Annotated in this window: 14 protein-coding genes and 2 pseudogenes; 5 read left to right on the plus strand and 11 right to left on the minus strand. The window is 61.0% G+C overall.

Annotation, left to right across the window (positions count from 1 at the left end):
• From ACYP2A_RS19185 to ACYP2A_RS19210, 6 genes and pseudogenes are all read right to left on the minus strand, one after another.
• Positions 1–509: pseudogene (locus ACYP2A_RS19185) on the minus strand (methyl-accepting chemotaxis protein); the annotation flags it as partial.
• A gap of 396 nt (positions 510–905) precedes the next feature.
• Positions 906–1,673: pseudogene (locus tag ACYP2A_RS19190) on the minus strand (cache domain-containing protein); the annotation flags it as partial.
• A 46-nt stretch (positions 1,674–1,719) separates the two neighbouring features.
• A complete protein-coding gene (locus ACYP2A_RS19195) occupies positions 1,720–2,973 on the minus strand; it encodes an OprD family porin (RefSeq protein WP_459747297.1) in 1,254 nt (417 codons plus the stop codon).
• A 45-nt stretch (positions 2,974–3,018) separates the two neighbouring features.
• Positions 3,019–4,323, minus strand: coding sequence for a CitMHS family transporter (locus ACYP2A_RS19200; protein ID WP_459747300.1), 1,305 nt, complete (start codon positions 4,321–4,323; stop codon positions 3,019–3,021).
• 125 nt (positions 4,324–4,448) lie between these two features.
• A complete protein-coding gene (gene dctA, locus ACYP2A_RS19205; protein ID WP_459747301.1) occupies positions 4,449–5,771 on the minus strand; it encodes a C4-dicarboxylate transporter DctA in 1,323 nt (440 codons plus the stop codon).
• A 40-nt stretch (positions 5,772–5,811) separates the two neighbouring features.
• Positions 5,812–6,894 (minus strand): 4-oxalomesaconate tautomerase, encoded by a 1,083-nt coding sequence (locus ACYP2A_RS19210; RefSeq protein ID WP_459747303.1) that lies wholly within the window; start codon positions 6,892–6,894, stop codon positions 5,812–5,814.
• Between the two features lie 169 nt (positions 6,895–7,063).
• Here ACYP2A_RS19210 and ACYP2A_RS19215 point away from each other — a divergent pair, with 169 nt between their 5' ends.
• Positions 7,064–7,954 carry a LysR family transcriptional regulator gene (locus tag ACYP2A_RS19215; RefSeq protein WP_459747304.1) on the plus strand — a complete coding sequence of 297 codons (891 nt, stop codon included), beginning with the start codon at positions 7,064–7,066 and terminating at the stop codon, positions 7,952–7,954.
• A 23-nt stretch (positions 7,955–7,977) separates the two neighbouring features.
• On the opposite strand, the gene ACYP2A_RS19220 is transcribed toward ACYP2A_RS19215, so the two are convergent.
• Positions 7,978–8,532 (minus strand): response regulator, encoded by a 555-nt coding sequence (locus tag ACYP2A_RS19220; protein ID WP_459747306.1) that lies wholly within the window; start codon positions 8,530–8,532, stop codon positions 7,978–7,980.
• Positions 8,533–8,565: 33 nt separating this feature from the next.
• Between ACYP2A_RS19220 and ACYP2A_RS19225 the strand changes: the two genes are divergently transcribed.
• The 3 genes from ACYP2A_RS19225 (at position 8,566) to ACYP2A_RS19235 (ending at position 12,548) form a co-directional block, all read left to right on the plus strand.
• Positions 8,566–9,075 (plus strand): sigma-70 family RNA polymerase sigma factor, encoded by a 510-nt coding sequence (locus ACYP2A_RS19225; protein ID WP_459747308.1) that lies wholly within the window; start codon positions 8,566–8,568, stop codon positions 9,073–9,075.
• Positions 9,076–9,078: 3 nt separating this feature from the next.
• Positions 9,079–10,017, plus strand: coding sequence for a FecR domain-containing protein (locus ACYP2A_RS19230; protein ID WP_459747309.1), 939 nt, complete (start codon positions 9,079–9,081; stop codon positions 10,015–10,017).
• Between the two features lie 107 nt (positions 10,018–10,124).
• On the plus strand, positions 10,125–12,548 hold the full coding sequence (locus ACYP2A_RS19235) for a TonB-dependent siderophore receptor (RefSeq protein WP_459747311.1): 2,424 nt from the start codon (positions 10,125–10,127) through the stop codon (positions 12,546–12,548).
• A 171-nt stretch (positions 12,549–12,719) separates the two neighbouring features.
• Here ACYP2A_RS19235 and ACYP2A_RS19240 read toward each other — a convergent pair whose 3' ends face one another.
• The 4 genes from ACYP2A_RS19240 to ACYP2A_RS19255 form a co-directional block, all read right to left on the minus strand.
• Positions 12,720–13,568, minus strand: coding sequence for an ureidoglycolate lyase (locus ACYP2A_RS19240; protein ID WP_459747313.1), 849 nt, complete (start codon positions 13,566–13,568; stop codon positions 12,720–12,722).
• Positions 13,569–13,698: 130 nt separating this feature from the next.
• The gene (locus tag ACYP2A_RS19245) at positions 13,699–14,439 is read right to left on the minus strand and encodes an SDR family oxidoreductase (RefSeq protein ID WP_459747368.1); all 741 of its coding nucleotides are present in this window, start codon (positions 14,437–14,439) and stop codon (positions 13,699–13,701) included.
• On the minus strand, positions 14,436–15,815 hold the full coding sequence (locus ACYP2A_RS19250) for an MFS transporter (RefSeq protein ID WP_459747315.1): 1,380 nt from the start codon (positions 15,813–15,815) through the stop codon (positions 14,436–14,438). Before ACYP2A_RS19250 ends, ACYP2A_RS19245 begins: the two co-directional genes overlap by 4 nt.
• Positions 15,816–15,993: 178 nt before the next feature.
• Positions 15,994–16,944, minus strand: a complete 951-nt coding sequence (locus tag ACYP2A_RS19255; protein WP_459747316.1) for a LysR family transcriptional regulator — start codon at positions 16,942–16,944, stop codon at positions 15,994–15,996.
• 114 nt (positions 16,945–17,058) lie between these two features.
• On the opposite strand from ACYP2A_RS19255, the gene ACYP2A_RS19260 reads away from it, so the two are divergent.
• Positions 17,059–18,255, plus strand: a complete 1,197-nt coding sequence (locus ACYP2A_RS19260) for a fumarylacetoacetate hydrolase family protein (RefSeq protein ID WP_459747317.1) — start codon at positions 17,059–17,061, stop codon at positions 18,253–18,255.
• Positions 18,256–18,285: the final 30 nt, after the last annotated feature.

Consider the following 18,285-nt stretch of genomic DNA (forward strand, 5'->3'; position numbering starts at 1 on the left):
CAAATCCTGAACTGCCCCAACAACTGTTGCAGCCGGATGCCAATGGCATTCAAGTCCTCAACCGTCTTGACGCTGGTTTGCGTCTGTTCGGCGACACTGTCGATAGACCCCGCAATCTGGTGCACGCTGCGGTTTATTTCCTGAGCCACCGAGGTTTGCTCCTCGGCGGCGCTGGCGATGTGGGCGTTCATTTCGTTGATGGTGCCGATCAACCCGACGATGTTGCTCAGCGACTGCTCCGCTTGTGCCGCCTGGGTGCTGGCGCCCTGCCCGGCTTCGGTGGACAGTTGCATCGAGCCGACCACGCTGCCGGTGGCGCGCTTGAGGCGTTCGATGGTGGCCTGGATTTCCTGGGTGCTGCGCTGGGTGTGGCTGGCCAGCGCGCGAACTTCATCGGCGACCACGGCAAACCCGCGACCCGCCTCGCCGGCACGTGCCGCCTCGATGGCGGCATTGAGTGCCAGCAGGTTGGTCTGGTCGGCGATGGAGCGGATGACGTCCAGCACCGTGACAATCGCCACCACATCGTTTTGCAGGCTGTGCAACGCGCCACCGGCCTCGGACAGGTTGGAGGTCAGCAAATGAATGCGGCGATTGCTGTCGTCCACCACCTGGCGAGCGAAGCGTGATTGTTGATCGGTTTCCAATGCCGCGTCCGAGGCATTCTGCGCGCTGACCGCCACTTCCTGAGCCGCCGCCGACATTTGATTGACCGCTGCGGCGACCTGTTCGGTTTCCTGGCGCTGCAGCGCCATTGCGCGGTCCATGCGCGTGCTCTGCTCGGCGACATCGCCCACTGCGCTGTTCAGTTGCTCGCCCATCGCGACGATCTGACTCACCAGCCCGTGAATCTTGTCGACAAAGGCATTGAACGACACCGCCAGTTGCCCGAGTTCATCGCGGCGGTCGACCGGCAGACGTCGGGTGAGATCACCTTCGCCAGCGGCGATTTCGTCCAGGTGTACGCGAAGGGTATTCAGTGGCCGCATGCTGCTGTTGACCAGCACACGCGCCAACAGACCGATCACGACCAGCAAGACCAGCGCGGCAAGCGCAATACCGACGACCAGGCTGCGCACGCGCTCGGACACTTGCTCGCGAACGTGGGCGACCTGGATTTCGATACGGTCAAGGTTCACGGCGGTGACCACCACCATGTCCCACTTGGCCAGGTAAAAACTGTAGGCCAGCTTGGGCACCACCTGATCGGTGTTGACCAAGGCGCCGGCATAGTTGACGTAGTGCCGCTCGTTTTTGGCGGCGGCGACCATTTCCCGGTTGAGATAAACGCCGTTCTTGTCCTTGCGCTCGCTCATGTTGGTGCCGACGCCCTCAGGGCTGTCGCCACGAAACAGGCGAATCACCTGGCTGTCGTAACCGATGAAATAACCGTCATCGCCGTATTTGATTTTCGATAACCGGGCAATCGCCTGCGCTCGCACCGCCAGATCACCAGGCGGTGCCTGCTCATACAGATCGGCCACCGCCGTGCGGGCGATGCTGGCGTAATCCTTGAGCCGCGCACGGCTCTGTTCGAGCAGTTGTTCACGGGTATCGAGCACGTCCTGCTCGGCACGCGCCATCAGCGTGACGGTGGTGGCGACACCGATCAGCACCGCAAAAAACAGCACCGGCAACACCGTCAGCAGCAATATTTTTGATTTGAACGACATGTGCGCGCTCTCTACCCAAGCTGTGAATGCGTTTGAAACAAGCGCCCTACCAGAGGGCGATGTCGTAGGTCAGGTAGAGGCGGTTACTGTCGCGGCCACGGGAGAAATCGGAGCGGTAAACGTAGTTGCGATACTTGACCCCCAGCCCCTTGAAGCTGCCGGACTGCACGACATAGGCCAGTTCTGCATCGCGCTCCCATTCCTTGATCGTGCTGTTGGACTTGTCGTCGTTGCCGCTCAGGTAGCGGGTCGAAAAGGTCAGGCCCGGTACGCCCAGTTGCTTGAAGTCGTAGGCATAGCCGAGCATCCAGGTTTTCTCGTCCTCCTCGATGAACTTGCCAATGCCGACGTTGCTGAACGAGTACACAGTCGCGCCGCTGATATACGGCAGGCCCGCATCGCCGCTGAGGGTCTGGTAACCGGCATTGAACGTGTGCCCGAGCAGTGCATACGACAACTGGCCGCTGAGCATCTGGTTATCGATCTTGCCGTCATAGGCGGCACCGGCGTCAGTGCTGTGGAAGTAGCGCAGATCGCTGGTCAGTACGCCCGCGCCCAGCGGCAGATCATGCTGAATGCCCGCAAAGTTCTGCTGATAGAAGTTCTCCAGCTCGCCATAGAAGTAGCTCAGGCGTACGGTCTTGCCCAGCTTGTACTCGGCGCCGGCATAGTTGAAATCGCCGCTTTTGTCGCCTCGGTAGCCATCGGGAATCAGGGGCATGCTGTCGCTGGAGTCGCGCAGTTTGAAGCGATCGAGGTGCCCGCCCGAGAGGGTCAGGTTGTCGATGTCGGTGCTGCTGAAGTTCGCGCCCTGGTAGGTTTGCGGCAGCAAGCGCGCATCGTTGTAGATCAGCACCGGGGTCTTGGGCAGCAAGGTGCCGTACTTGATCGTGGTCTTGGCCACCCTCGCCTTGGCGGTCACGCCAGCGCTGGAAAACTCATCGGCGGCGCGCCCATCATCATGCACAGGCAACAGGCCGGTACCGCTGCGGCCACGGCCCGAATCCAGTCTGACGCCCAGCAAGCCCATGGCATCGACGCCCACCCCCACCGTACCCTGGGTAAAGCCCGACTGATAGTCGAGCAAAAAGCCCTGTGCCCATTCGGTGCGCTCGCTCTTGGCCGTGCGTGCGGCGCTGGCGCTCAGGCCGTGTTCATCGCGAAAGTTCTCATTGAAATAGACATTACGCGCTTGCAGCTTCAGCTTGCTGTCATCGACAAAACCTTCAGCGCAGGCGTAAGACAGCGGCAGCAAGGCGAACAGAGGCAACACAGCACCGCGGGTAAGCTGATTATTCATGGCAAACGACTCATTGTTGTTATTAGAAAGGCAGAAACAGGTGAATCAGACGAACAGGCTGATGGCGCCGGTCAGCAGGGCCAGCGCGGTAATCACCAGCGAGGTGAGCACCGCCCACTTGACCGTGGCCTTCTGGAAGTCGCCGATGTCACGGTCGACCATGCCGACCAGCAACAACGTCGAGGCCACCAGCGGGCTCATCAGGTGCACCGGCTGGCCCAAAATCGAGGCGCGGGCGATTTCCAGCGGCGAGATGCCGTAGGCGGCGGCAGCGTTGGCCAGGATCGGCACCACGCCAAAGTAGTAGGCATCGTTGGACAGCACGAAGGTCAGCGGCATGCTGGTGATCGCCACCACCAGCGGGAACAGATGGCCCCACGACGGTGGAATCCACTCGACCAGGGTTTGCGCCATGGCGTCGACCATCTTGGTACCGGAGAAGATCCCGGCGAAGATACCGGCGGCAAACACCAACAGCACCACGGTCATGGCATTGCCCGAGTGGGCCAGAATGCGTTCTTTCTGAACATCCAGTTGCGGGTAGTTGATCATCAGCGCGATGACGAAACCGATCAGGAACAGCACCGCCGAATGCATGACGCCCATCACCAGCGCAACCATGACTGCGATGACCAGCGCCAGGTTGACGTAAGCCAGCTTGAGACGTTTGTGCGGTGTATTGGCCAGAATCTCATTGATGTAGCAATCACCACCGCCGCTTTGCAGCTGGATATTGCCAATGCGCTTGCGCTCGGCACGGCCCAGCAGAAACGCGGTAAACACCACCCACATCGCGCCGCCGATCATGGTCGGCAACAGCGGCACGAAGTACTCGCCGGCATCCAGGCCCAACGCTGCAATGGCGCGGGTTGCAGGCCCGCCCCACGGAGTCATACCGCTCATGATGCTCAGCGACAGCATGGCAATGGTCGCCAGGATCATCGGGTTCATGCCGATGCGCTTGTACAACGGCAGCATCGCCGCGCAGGTGATCATGTAGGTGGTGGTGCCGTCACCGTCCAGCGCGACCACCAGCGACAGCAGCGCGGTGCCGATGGCGATTTTCATCGGGTCGCCATTCACACGCTTGAGGATCTTGCGGATCAGCGGGTCGAACAGGCCGGCATCGATCATCAGGCCGAAAAACAGGATGGCGAACAGCAACAGTGCAGCGGAAGGCGCGACCATTTTCAGGCCGTCGAGCATCATCTTGCCGGTGGTCGGGGCAAAGCCGCCGATCACCGCGAACACGATTGGCACCACAGTCAGGGCGACGATGGGCGAGAGGCGTTTGCTCATGATCAGGTAGGTGAACACCACGACCATGGCCAGGCCAAGGAGTGCGAGCATAGTGAATTCTCTTGTTGTTATTGGCAGATTGGCCGGCGCACAGGCGCACGGTCCCCTGGGCGCTGGGCTTCCCGATCAAGGAAGCCCGGCGCAGACGTTTGCTAAAGGGTTTGGGATGCTGCGGTTTAGCTGTGTTTGGTCACCGGGGTGGTGTCCCAGGCCTCATCGGCTGTACTGACCGTCTGAGTGACCTTGCCGTCCAGTGCGTCTTGCAGCACCTGGCGGTCGCAGCCTTTTTCCGAGATCGCGATGACCACAGTGGCCACCGCGTTACTGGCCAGGCTGGTCAAGGCGCGAGCTTCGGACATGAAGCGGTCGATGCCGATCAGCAGCGCCAGACCCGCCAGCGGGATGTCGTGGATCACCGTCAGGGTCGAGGCCAGTGCCACGAAGCCGCTGCCGGTAACGCCCGCCGCACCTTTGGACGACAGCAGCATGATCGCCAGCATGGTGATGACCTGCCCGGCACTCAGGTCGATGTTGCAGGCCTGGGCAATGAAGATCGCCGCCAGCGACAGGTAGATCGCCGTGCCGTCGAGGTTGAACGAGTAACCGGTGGGCAACACCAGCCCGACGATGCTCTTTTTGCAGCCCAGGGCCTGGAGTTTTTCCAGCATGCGCGGCATCACAGGCTCGGTCGACGAGGTGCCCAGCACCACCAGAAACTCTTCACGGAAGTAGCGCAGCAGTTTCCACAGGCTGAAGCCGTGAGCGCGGCAAATACTGCCCAGTACCACGAAGACAAAGAAGCCGCAGGCGATGTACAAGGTCATGATCAGCTTGGCCAGCGAACCCAGCGAGGTGATGCCGTACTGGCCCACGGTAAAGGCCAGGGCACCGAACGCACCGACCGGAGCGAAGCGCATCAGGTAAGCGAAGATCTTGAAGACCATGTGCGAGGCCGATTCCAGCACCGTCAGCACCGGTTTGCCGCGCTCGCCCAGCGACGACAGGGCAAAGCCGCTGAGCACGGCAATGAACAACACCGGCAACACTTCGCCCTTGTTGAACGCCCCCACGAAGGTCTCGGGGATGATGTGCATGAAGAACTCAACCACACTCAGCTTGGCCGCCGAGTCGGTGTATTGCGACAAGCCCTGGGTGCTCAACTGGCTGGGGTCGATGTTCATGCTGGCACCCGGCTTGAACAGGTACACCGCCACCAGGCCGATGATCAGGCTGATCACCGTCAGGCCGAGAAACAGCAACATGGTCTTGCTCAGCAGGCGACCCAGCGAACGTTTGTCGCTCATGCCGGCGATGCCGGTGACGATGGTGCAGAACACCACCGGCGCAATCATCATCTTGATCAGCTTGATGAACGCATCACCCAATGGCTTCAGGGCAACGGCCTGTTGGGCCCAGAAGTGCCCGACCAGTACGCCCAGAACCACGGCGCAGACAATTTGGAAGTAGAGCGATTTAACAACTTTCATGGCATCACCCATTTTTTAGAATTGTGCTGATGCAAAACCGTACTGACCGCGGTTAACCGGCCAGGCGTTGCGAAACAGGGGCGTAAACAAAACCCGAAAACAACCGGCGTGCGGTGCGCACCACAGAGGCACGAATCGTTTCGCCGTTTTCACCGATGTACGACAAGACCACGTCGATGCCGCCGCTGGGGTGTTCGATACGTACACGTTGCAGGCGCGGTTCAGGGCTGTTGCCCAGCAACTGCGCGACCACGCTGCCAGGGCTGACGCAGGCGGTAGCCAGGCCGATCGAACCGGTAATGGCCAGCGCCCGATGGCAGTTATGCGGCATGAAATAACGCACCGAGATCGTGCCGTCGGCGAAGGGTCTGGAGACCAGCACCGGCTTGGGAATCACCTTATTGCTGACATCGCCCAGGCCCATGGCCAGGCCGGCTTGCAGCCGCAGGCTTTCCAGACGTTTGAGAAAGACTTTGTCGCTGTCCAGTTGCGCCGGGGTTTCATCACCGCGCTTGCCCAGTTGGCTGGCTTCGATCAGCACCATCGGCATGGCCATGTCGATGCAGGTCACCGGGATACCGTCGATCACATCCTGAGTATTTCCGGTAGGAAACAGCTTGCCGGTCTTGCTGCCTGCGGCATCCAGAAAGGTCAGTTGCACCGGCGCCGCCGTACCCGGCACACCATCGATAGCGGTGTCGCCCTCGTAGCTGACGAGGCCATTGGGGGTCTGCACCTCGGAGTTCACAAACGTGCCGGTGTTGAGGTTGCGAATGCGCACCAGGGTCTGATCGCCCTTGGCCTTGACCAGGCCTTGCTCGATGGCGAAAGGCCCGACAGCGCAGAGCATGTTGCCGCAGTTGGGGGCGGTATCCACGCGGCGCTCGGCAACCATCACCTGCACGAACAGGTAATCGACATCCGCATCGGCATGCAGCGACGGGCTGACAATCGCGACCTTGCTGGTTTGCGGGCTGCCGCCGCCGATGCCGTCGATTTCCAGTTCGTGGCCCGAGCCCATCAGGTTGAGCAGCAGTTCGTCACGTTCTTCGATGGCAGTCGGCAAGTCCCAGGCCAGGAACACAGGCCCTTTGGAGGTGCCGCCACGCATGAGTACACACGGAATTCGTTGCATGACCTTAACTCTTGCTAATCAATCGGGGTTTTTGATGTTCTTTGAGCAAGAGTGTCAGGGAAGTTGCAGTCATTCAAATGCAAAGATCAGAGTGATTATTGCGATATGTGCATGATTGAATTATCGTGAGCTACGCCCCGCCAGCGCGAAGCTTATTAGAGGACAAACCATGGAATATGAGCTGCAAGACATCCGATCTTTCGTGAAAATCGCCGAACTGGGGAGTTTTCACGAGGCAGCCGACGCCCTTCATCTATCGCAACCAGCCCTCAGCCGGCGCATCAAGAAACTTGAAGAGGGCTTGGGCACCACCTTGCTTGACCGCACGACGCGTAAGGTCAGCCTTACAAGCGTGGGACGGGATTTCCTGCCCAAGGCGCGGCGCTTGCTGGATGACTTCGACGACTCGATTCTGAACATTCGCGAGCTTGCCGAACGCCAGGTGGGCCAGGTGACGCTGGCCTGCATTCCGACGGCGGCGTTCTACTTTTTGCCTTCGGTGATTCGCCTGTACAACGAGCGCTACCCGAAAATCCGCATCCGCCTGCTCGACCTCAGCGCCAACGAAGGCCTGGAAGCGGTGCTGCGTGGCGAGGCGGATTTCGGCATCAACATGATGAGCGGCCAGCACCCCGACATCGAGTTCGTGCCACTGGTCAACGAACCTTTCGTGCTGGCTTGTCGGCGCGACCACGAGCTGGCCAGCCGCGCCTCGATCACCTGGTCGGAACTCAGTGATTACCGGCTGATCGGCGTCGGCCGCCTGAGCGGTAACCGCATGCTGCTCGACCACGCCCTGTCCGGGCTGAGCTGGCGCCCGCAGTGGTTTTACGAGGTGCAGCACTTGTCGACGTCATTAGGCATGGTCGAGGCCGGGCTGGGTGTTTCGGCGATGCCCAGCCTGGCCATGCCGGCCGCCGATCACCCGACACTGGTGAGCATTCCGCTGAAAGACCCGGTGGTCAACCGTACCCTGGGGCTGGTGTATCGACGCGGGGCATCGCTGTCGCCAGCGGCAGAAAAGTTTGTGTCGATTCTGCTGGAGCAGTGGCCGCATTGATGCGGCAACAGCACCTGCCCTGCTTACGAATGCAGGCCAGGTGTGAGCGTCGAGGGTGAACGCTGATAACCCTGGGCCTCCAGCAGCATTTCCTTGGATTTGTCGAGAAAATCGCTGATCAGCCAGGGCTTTGGCATAAAGCAGGCATGCGGTGGCAGCTCATCCGGTCTGATCATCTGATGGCCAGAGGTCACCAGCACGGGGATGTGCGGCCAGCGCTCTGCGATCAACCAGGCCAGCTCGAAGCCGTTGATCTTGCCCGGCATTTTAATGTCTGTGATGACCAGACCAATACCGGCTACACGTTCCAGAACACGCAATGCCTCATCGGCGTTGGGGGCACCCACGGCGTTGATCTCACCCAGTTCCAGAATTTCCTGAGCCAGTTCCAGCAGAACCGGCTCATCCTCCACGACCAAGACTAACTGTTCCATAGCGGCGGCTCCTTTGCTTGTTACGTCTATGAGGGAGAAAGCAGCAGTAGGTTCCGGTTTTTTGCTGAGTGGCCTGGACCGTGTGGTGATGCCCGCACCCACCCCCTTGCCAAATCCCCCGACAGACCAGAAAATGAGATTCATTATCAGATAAGTCCTTCTTCTCAGGTTTCAGCCATGTCCTCTGTCGACCTCACACAGCAACAGGCCGTGCACAGCCTTTACACCGACCACCATTCCTGGCTGTGTGGCTGGTTGCGCAAGCGGCTGGGCTGCGTCGATCATGCGGCGGACCTGGCCCAGGACACCTTCATCCGGGTGCTGACCCAGCGCACGGCGCCGCAATTGCGCGAACCGAGGGCTTACCTGAGCACCATTGCGCGCAGCCTGATGATCGACATGTTCCGCCGCCGCGCGCTGGAGCAGGCGTATCTGGAAACCCTGGCAGCACGGCCCGAGGCGCTGGATATCTCGCCTGAAACGCGCTTGCTGATCATTGAAACCCTGCTGGAAATCGACCGTTTGCTCGATGGCCTTGGCAGTCGCACGCGGGAGATTTTCCTGATGTCGCAGCTCGATGGCTTGAGCTATGTCGAGATCGCCCGGCAGCTGGATGTCTCGGTCAACACGGTCAAGAAGCACGCCGTGCGCGCCTTGATGCAGTGCCTGCTGGCCAGCGAGGAATAAACCGTGAAGGTCGATCACGCCACCCTCGAGGCTGCCGCGCGCTGGTATGTCGACCTGCGTTGCGACGATCTGGATGAGGCCACCCGCGAAGCGCATAGGCGCTGGCTTGAAGGCGCGCCGGGCAATCGCCTGGCGTGGGACCGGCTGACGCACATGCAAGAGCGCTTCGAGCGGGTCGGTTCTGGCATCGCCCGCCCGACCCTGAGCAACGCCCGCGCCAAACGCCGCGAAGTGCTCAAGGTGCTGTCGTTGCTGATCGTCGCCGGCGCTGGCGGCACCCTGGCCTGGCGTACCACGCCACTGCCGACGCTGATGGCCGACCAGCGCACCGCCACCGGCGAGCGCCGCAGCCTGCGCCTTGAAGACGGCAGCCAGTTGCACCTCAATACCGCCACGGCGGTGAATATCCGTTACAGCGCCACCTTGCGCGAGGTGCACGTGCTGCGCGGCGAAATCCTGGTTGAAACCGCGCGCGACACGCAGGGTCGGCCCTTTGTCGTCCACACCCGCGAGGGCAGCATTCGCGCGCTGGGCACGCGCTTTACCGTGCACCGTGAAGATGACAGCACCCGCGTGTGCGTGCTGGAACATGCCGTCGAGGTGCGCACCGCTTCGATGAGCCCGGCACTGCGCGTCAATGCCGGCCAGCAACTGCTGTTTCGTCAGGACCAGTTGGGCAGCGTGCAACCGGCCAGCCTGCAAGCCGACGCCTGGAGCCGGGGTTTGCTGGTGGTCGATGACTGGCGTCTGGTTGAGGTAGTCACCGAGCTGCAGCGTTATCGGCCGGGTTACCTTGGCTGTGATCCGGTTGTCGCGGGGCTGCGTATTTCCGGGGCGTTCAACCTGGCCAATATCGACACCATTCTGGAAAACCTGTCGTCCACCCTGCCCGTGCGCATCCAGCATTTCAGCCGTTACTGGACCCGTGTAACCCCCGCCTGAAAATAATTTACGCTCAGGTGTTGTCGATTCTGATTCTCGTTCGACTTGGTAGAGAGAGGCGCAATAGACGCCACCATTACTGCCACTTGGGCGATTAAGGAAACGGTATGTCCGCAGCAACGATTGGAAAACCTCACACACTGGCCAGCGCCGTGCGCCGGGCGGTGCTCGGCCTGGCCTTGGGCATGCCCCTTGCCACTGTCATGGTGGCGCAGCCGGTCTGGGCGCAGACCGCCGCTGAAACCCGTTTCGATATTCCTGCCGGCACCGTAAACAGCGCGCTGGCGCAGTTTTCCGCAGTGACCGGCGTCACCGTTTCGTTCGACCCGGCGATCGCCCGTGGGCAGCGGTCTGCAGGTTTGCGCGGCAGCTACACCGTGGACTCGGGCTTGCGCCAACTGCTGGCCGGCAGCAAGTTGCAGCCGGTGCAACTGGCCAATGGCAGCTACTCGCTGATCCCGCTGGTCGAAGGCACGGTGCAACTGGACCCCACCCCTATTTCAGGCCGCTCGGTTGAACCGGTTGCCGGCCCGGTGGAAGGCTATGTCGCCACCCGCAGCAGTGCCGGCACCAAGACCGACACGCCGCTGATTGAGGTGCCGCAGTCGATTTCGGTGATCACCCGCCAGCAGATGCAGGCCCAGGGCGCGCAAACGGTCACCGATGCGCTGCGCTATGTGCCGGGCGTCAAGGTCGAGGCCTACGGCCTGGACCCCAAGGGTTTTGACTGGCTGTACATTCGCGGCTTCAACGGCCAGGCCAGCAGCGACTACCTCAACGGTTTGCGCCAACAGAACAACAGCTATGCGTTTTACCGCAGCGAGCCTTATGCCTTCGACCGCATCGACGTCGTGCGCGGCCCGGCCTCCAGCCTGTTTGGCCAGGGCGATGCTGGCGGCATCGTCAACCGGGTGAGTAAAAAGCCTGAAGCCAATCACGTCAATGAAGTGCAGCTCACCGGCGGCAACCATGACCGCCTGCAAGGCCAGTTCGATATCGGCGGGGCGCTGAACGACGACCAAAGCCTGCTGTACCGCGTGGTCGGCCTGGCGCGCGAAGCCAATACCCAGGTCGATTACGCCGACGGCCACGAGCTGAACGATGACCGCCTGTACATCGCGCCCTCCCTCACCTGGGCGCCGGACGAAGACACCAGCCTGACGTTGCTCAGCGATTTCACCCGCGATAAAAACGGTGGTTCGCTGTTCGCCTACAGCACCCCGACCGGCCACACCACCAATATCCTGATGGGTGACCACAGCTTCAACCACCTGGACCAGGAGCAATACAGCTTCGGCTACGAGTTCCGCCATCGCCTGGACGACACCTGGGAATTTCGCCAGAACGCCCGTTACGGTCAGGTCGATCTGATCTTTCAGAACCTGCTGCCCGCCGACGTCGATGTCAGCACCGGCAACGTGACACGCATCGCCGACCGCTTTGACCAGCACATGAACACCTTCAACCTCGACAACCAGTTGCAGGCCGACTTCAACACCGGCCCACTGACCCACAAGTTGCTGATGGGCGTCGACTACACCTGGCAAGAAGCCGATATCACCCGCTGGCGGATTCGGGCACCGAACCTGAATATCTACGCGCCGCAGTACGGCCAGGCCATTCCCCGCCCTTCGTCGGCCAATAGCCTGAGTTCGATCAACTACGACCAGACCATCGAGCAGGTCGGCGCGTATGTGCAGGACCAGATCAAGTTCGACGATCACTGGATTCTGACCGCCGGCGGACGTTACGACTATGTGCGCAACGACTTCGACAACCATGTCGGCGCCTCGACCAACCAGAAAGACAACGCCTTCACCGGCCGCCTGGGCCTGACTTACCTCACCGATGCAGGTCTTGCGCCGTACATCAGCTACGCCGAGTCGTTCACCCCCAACTCCGGCACCGACCGCAACGCCAATGCGTTTGACCCCAGCGAAGCGCGGCAGTGGGAAGTCGGTGTGAAGTACCAGCCGAACGATGCGCTGCTGATGACCCTGGCGGCCTACGACCTGACCAAGACCAACGTGCTGACCACCGAGATCATCAACGGCGTCAACACCGGTTTTACCGTGGCGTCTGGCGAGCAGCAGTCGCGCGGTATCGAGGCGGAGTTGAAGGCGCGCCTGGACCAGAACTGGGATTTGATTGCGTCCTACACCCTGACCCGCGCCGAGATCACCAAAAGCAACCGCGGCGACGAGGGCAATCGCCCCGCCAACGTGCCCAAGCACATGGCCTCGACCTGGCTGAACTACACCTTCCACGACAACCTGCTCAACGGCCTGAGCCTGGGCGCCGGCGCGCGTTACACCGGCGTGTTGTATGGCGACAATGGCAACACCTACCACATCGACAATTACACCCTGTTCGATGCCGGTGCCAGCTACGCGCTCAACAAGAACGTGACGCTGTCGGTGAACGCGCAGAACCTGCTGGACACCGAGTATGTGGCGACCTGTGATGACTCTTACGAGTGCTACCCAGGCATGCGCCGCACGCTGCTGACCAGCGTCAAGTATTCGTGGTAACGAATAAGTGTCGTCTGCTTTCCCGGCTAAAGCCGGTCCTACGGGGCCGTGTTGTGCCTTGACTGATTGGCATTAATCCGTAGGAGCTGCTTTAGCTGCGGAGGCTACGACGCGAAACAGTGGCGTCTGCTTCCCGGCTAAAGCCGGTCCTACAGCCGGTCCTACGGCCGATCAATCGGCCTGCACGGTCACTTGTCGCTGTTCGCCCAACCCTTCAATCCCCAGACGTATGGTCTGCCCGGCGCGCAGGAATACCGGTGTCGGCTTGATGCCCAGGCCGACGCCAGGTGGCGTGCCGGTGGAGATCACGTCGCCCGGTTGCAGGCTCATGCAGCGGCTCAGGTAGGCAATCAACTGCGGCACGCTGAAGATCAGGGTGCGGGTGTTGCCTTGCTGGTAACGGTGGCCGTCGACTTCCAGCCACAGGTCCAGCGCGTGCGGGTCGGCGATTTCGTCGCGAGTCACCAGCCACGGCCCCAAAGGCCCGAAGGTGTCGAAGCCTTTACCCTTGTCCCAACTGCCGCCGCGTTCCAGTTGCCATTCGCGCTCGGACACATCATTGATCACGCAATAGCCGGCCACATGCTCCATCGCATTGGCTTCATCGATGTTGCGCCCGCCTTTGCCGATCACCACGCCCAACTCCACTTCCCAGTCGGTCTTGACCGAGCCACGCGGAATTTCGATGTCGTCGTTGGGGCCGCAAATGGCACTGGTCCATTTGTTGAAAATGATCGGCTCTTTCGGCACGTCCATGCCCGACTCGGCGGCATGGTCGGCGTAGTTCAGGCCGATACAGACAAACTTGCCGACCTGGCCGACACAGGCACCCAAGCGAGGATTGCCAGGCACCAGCGGCAAACTGTTGGGGTCAATCTTTGCCAGGGCGGCAAGACCTGCCGGCGTCAGGGTTTCACCTGCGATGTCGGCCACATGGGCAGACAGGTCGCGCATCTGGTTATCGGCATCCAGCAGTCCGGGTTTCTCTGCGCCTTTGTCGCCATAACGAAGTAATTTCATGGTTGCTCCTTAATGTGGTTGGAACACCGTAGGACTGGCTTTAGCCGGGAAGCAGGCGCCACAAATCTGCGGTGTGGCCGTTCGCGGCTAAAGCGGATCGCCGCCCGGCCGCTCCTACGACAAACGGGATTCAGATGCTCATGCCGCCATCGATGACGTGCAGGCTTCCTGTGGTGTAGGCGCTGGCGTCGGAACCCAGGTAGACCACCAGTTGGGCGATTTCCTCCGGCGTGCCGATGCGGCCCATCGGCTGACGCGCCAGAAACTGCTGGTACACCTGCTCTTCACTGACGCCCTGTTGCAACGCCTGCTCGGCGATGCGTGCACGCAGCGACGGCGATTCCACCGTGCCTGGGCAAATAGCGTTGCAACGAATGCCTTGAGCGACGAAATCGGCCGCCACCGCCTTGGTCAAGCCGACCACCGCCGCCTTGCTGGCCGCATAGGCAAAACGGTTGGGCACCGCCTTGACGCTGGAGACCACCGAAGCCATGTTGATGATCGAACCGCCGCCACGCGCCAGCATGCCGGGTAAAAAAGCCCGAATGGTGCGGTACATGGCGGTGACGTTGAGGTCCAGCGAACGCGCCCACGCAGCCTCATCACAGGTCAGTATGCTGCCGGCGTGTACGTAGCCTGCGCAGTTGAACAGCACGTCGATCGGGCCAATCTGTTCGCTGAGCGCCTCGATCGCTTGTGCCGAGGTGACATCCAGGGTCAGTGCCTGTAAGCCCTGAATATCGGCCAACCCGCGAATGTCCACGTCGGTCGCAATCACCTCGGCACCGGCGGCGACGAAGGCTTTGGCGCTGGCCAGGCCGATGCCCTGGCCGGCGGCGGTAATCAGTACACGTTTAGTGTTCATGTTCAGGCCTTCGATGGGGTCAGTTGAGTGGGCACGACCGGCGCTTGGTTCTCATGCTTGCTGAGCATGCTGCGCGGAATGGTCAGGATCAGGCCGCCACAGATGAACAGGCTCAGCGCCAGCACATAGGTGCCGTTGTTGATGTCACCAGTCAGGGTTTCAGCGGTGGCGGTAATCATCGAGCCGGCAAAGCCCGACAGGTTGCCGAAGGCGTTGATCATGCCGATGCCCGCCGCCGCCGCAACGCCAGACAACAAGGTGCCAGGCAGGGTCCAGTAGATCGGCATCAGGCTGAGAATCCCCGAGGCGGCCACGGTCAGGAACAGCACCGACAGCACCAGGTCATGGGCAAAGTACGCACTGAGCATCAGGCCGATACCGCCGATAAAGGCCGGCACGGCGGCGTGCAGACGGCGCTCGCCGGTGCGGTTGGAGTGACGGGCATTGAGCAGCATGACCACCATCGCCACGCCATACGGAATCGCAGTCAGCAAACCAATGTGCAGGCTGCTGGAGATGCCGGCACTCTTGATGATCGACGGCATCCAGAACGCCAGGCCGTAGAAGCCGGTGTTGAAGGTCAGCAAAATCAGGGTCAGCAACCACACCTTGGGGTTGAAGAATACGTCGCTCAGGCGCGAAACCTTGCCGGCGTTTTCACTGTTGAGATTGGCCTTGAGCAGTGCCTTTTCCTTGTCGTTGAGCCACTTGGCCTTGTCGATGCCGTCACACAGGCAGACGATCACCACGAAGGCCATGACGATCGAGGGCAAGCCTTCGATCAGCAACATCCACTGCCAGCCGGCCATGCCATGAACGCCTTGCATGGCGGTCATCAGCCAGCCCGACAACGCGCCGCCCAGGGTCAGGCTGATCGGCAGCGCGATCAGAAAGCCGGACATCACGCGGCTTTGCCGATGGGTCGGGAACCAGTAGTTGAGGTACAGGATCACGCCCGGAAAGAAGCCCGCCTCGCACACGCCCAGCAGAAAACGCAGGGTGTAGAACATGGTGCTGGCCTGCACACCGAAAAAGTTCGCCAGCGGCACGGTGAACGCCACCGCCATGGAGATGACCGCCCAGGTCAGCATGATGCGGGCGATCCAGAAGCGTGCGCCAAAGCGATGCAGTAACAGGTTGCTGGGCACTTCAAACAGGAAATAGCCCCAGAAAAACATACTGGCGCCCAGTGCATAGACGGTGTTGCTGAATTGCAGGTCGTTAAGCATGTCCAGCTTGGCGAAGCCGATGTTGACCCGGTCCAGGTAAGCGGCGATGTAACACAGCAGCAACACCGGGAGGATTCTGAAAATGACCTTGCGGTAAGTGCGATCCTCAAATGCCTGATCGGGGGTGTGCGAGTGCTCGGAGTGTGGGTGCATGGAGATAACCCTTGGGCATGCGTACATGCCTGATTGTTTTTATAGAGTTGGGTTGTATCGCCGGAACCTGCCCCGGCGCTTCAGCCGTTACTGTGCAATGCAGGTCCGTAATCTATGCCACGCCCCGATTCGATCCCAATGGCATTTGTGGATTAACTGATAACGCCTGGTTATTGAATCAGTCTTGCTCGTGCTGCGCCCTTGCGGCGTTTTCGAGCAGGATATCGGCGAACTCGCGCACCGGCCCGGCCAGGCTTTCGCCCTTGCGGGTCAGGATGCCGTAGTACTGCGGCGTCAGGTACAGCGGCGTGTCGAGGCGCTGCAACAGCCCGCTGTCGAGCTGCGCCTGAACCATCGCGTCAGGCAACATGCCGATCATCGGGCCGCTTTGCAGCACTTTAAGGAAGGTCTGCATCGAGATGGTTTCGATGGTATTGCGCGGCACGGCGACATTGGCCTGAGCGAACACGTCTTCCATACGTCCGCGAATCGGCGTGCCCTTGGGGTAGAACATCCACGGCCAGTCGACCAGCTCCTGCAGGGTCATGGGGCCGGCATCGCACAACGGGTGGCGGCTGTTGACCACGATGCAGAACGGCTCGGGCGCCAGCGCCTGAAAGTCATAACGCTGCTGCTGGCTCTGCTCGGTAAAACGCCCGATCGCCAGGTCCAGAGTGCGCTCTTCGAGCATTTCCATCAGGTGGTCGCTGGTCTGCTCGACCACCTCGATGGCCAGCAACGGCCAGCGCGCCTTGATTTGCACGATGGCCTCGGGCAACACCACGGCAGTCGCGGCAAAGATGCCGCCGACCTTGAGATGGCCGTGGCCGCCGGCACTGAGGTTATTGATCTGCTCGACAAAGGTCTGCGCATCGTTGAGGGCCAGTTGCGCATAGCGCACCACCTGCGCGCCCAACGGCGTCGGCACCATGCTGCGCGGCAAGCGCTCGAACACGGCAAAGCCCAGCTGGCTTTCAATCTCTTTGAGCATCTTGCTCAGCGCCGGCTGGCTAAGGTTCATCTGCTCGGCAGCCTGGTGCATGTTGCGCGTGCGATCCAGGGTGTCGATCAGGTTCAGATGGCGAAACTTGAACCAGTTGCAGAAGTTAGAGAAGGACAAGCTCGACATCAGCGGCTCCGGCAGATCAATAACGTAAGGTTATCGGATATTGAAAATATGCCATTGGAGTTTATCCACGCCGCCGCCTAGCGTGAAGCCTTCATGCACCTGGATGGCTGAACCATGTCGATTCGTCTGAACCCTCTTCGCCTGACGCCTCAAAACACCTTACCCAAGGATGCGGCGGACGCTACGCTGATCGGCCGTGCCTGGATTCCCGGCCAGATCGCCGGCCCCTCGCCCATCGTCCTGCGCGCCGACGGTGTGTTCGACCTGTCCGAGCGCTTTGCCACGCTCAGTGAGCTGCTGGAGCTTGAGTCGCCGCTTGCAGCCGTGCGCCAGACGCCGGGCCGGTTTGTCACCAGCATCGAAGCATTGCTGGCCAATACCGGTGCGCATGCCGATCCGAATCAACCCTTTCTGCTGGCCCCGATCGATTTGCAAGTGATCAAGGCCGCCGGTGTGACCTTCGCCTCAAGCATGATCGAGCGAGTCATCGAAGAAAAAGCCGGTGGCGATGCCGCCCGCGCCGAGAGCGTGCGCGCAATCGTGCGGGCGGCGATTGGCGATAACCTGCGGGCGGTGAAACCCGGCTCCGAACAAGCCTTGCGCCTCAAGGCCCTGCTGATCGAACAAGGCATGTGGTCGCAGTACCTGGAAGTGGGCATTGGCCCGGATGCCGAAATCTTCACCAAGGCGCCGATTCTGTCGGCGGTCGGCAGCGCCAGTGACATCGGTATTCATCCGGGCTCGCAGTGGAATAACCCGGAGCCTGAAGTGGTGCTGGCGGTCAACAGCCGCGGCCAGATTCACGGCGCGACGCTGGGTAACGACGTCAACCTGCGCGATGTCGAAGGCCGCAGCGCGTTGTTGCTGGGCAAGGCCAAGGACAACAATGCCTCGTGCGCCATTGGCCCCTTCATTCGTTTGTTCGATGAACGCTTCGACCTGAATACTGTGCGCGCCTGCGTGATCGACCTGCACGTCAGCGGCCCCGAGGGTTACCAATTGCACGGCTCCAGCTCGATGGACCAGATCAGCCGCGACCCGCAAGACCTGGCGGGCCAGACGCTGAACCCGTGCCACCAGTACCCCGACGGCTTCGTGCTGTTTCTCGGCACCTTGTTCGCCCCCACCGAGGACCGCGACCATCCGGGCGCCGGCTTTACCCATAAAACCGGCGACCAGGTGTGCATCAGCAGCCCGTTACTGGGCAGCTTGCACAACACCGTGACCACCAGCGATGCTGCCGCGCCCTGGACCTTTGGCGTCGGCGCACTGTTGCGCAACCTGAGTGCCCGGCAACTGCTCAATCGTTGATAACGCTACAACAATAAAAGAGAACAACAC

Source organism: Pseudomonas sp. 3A(2025), assembly GCF_054589175.1.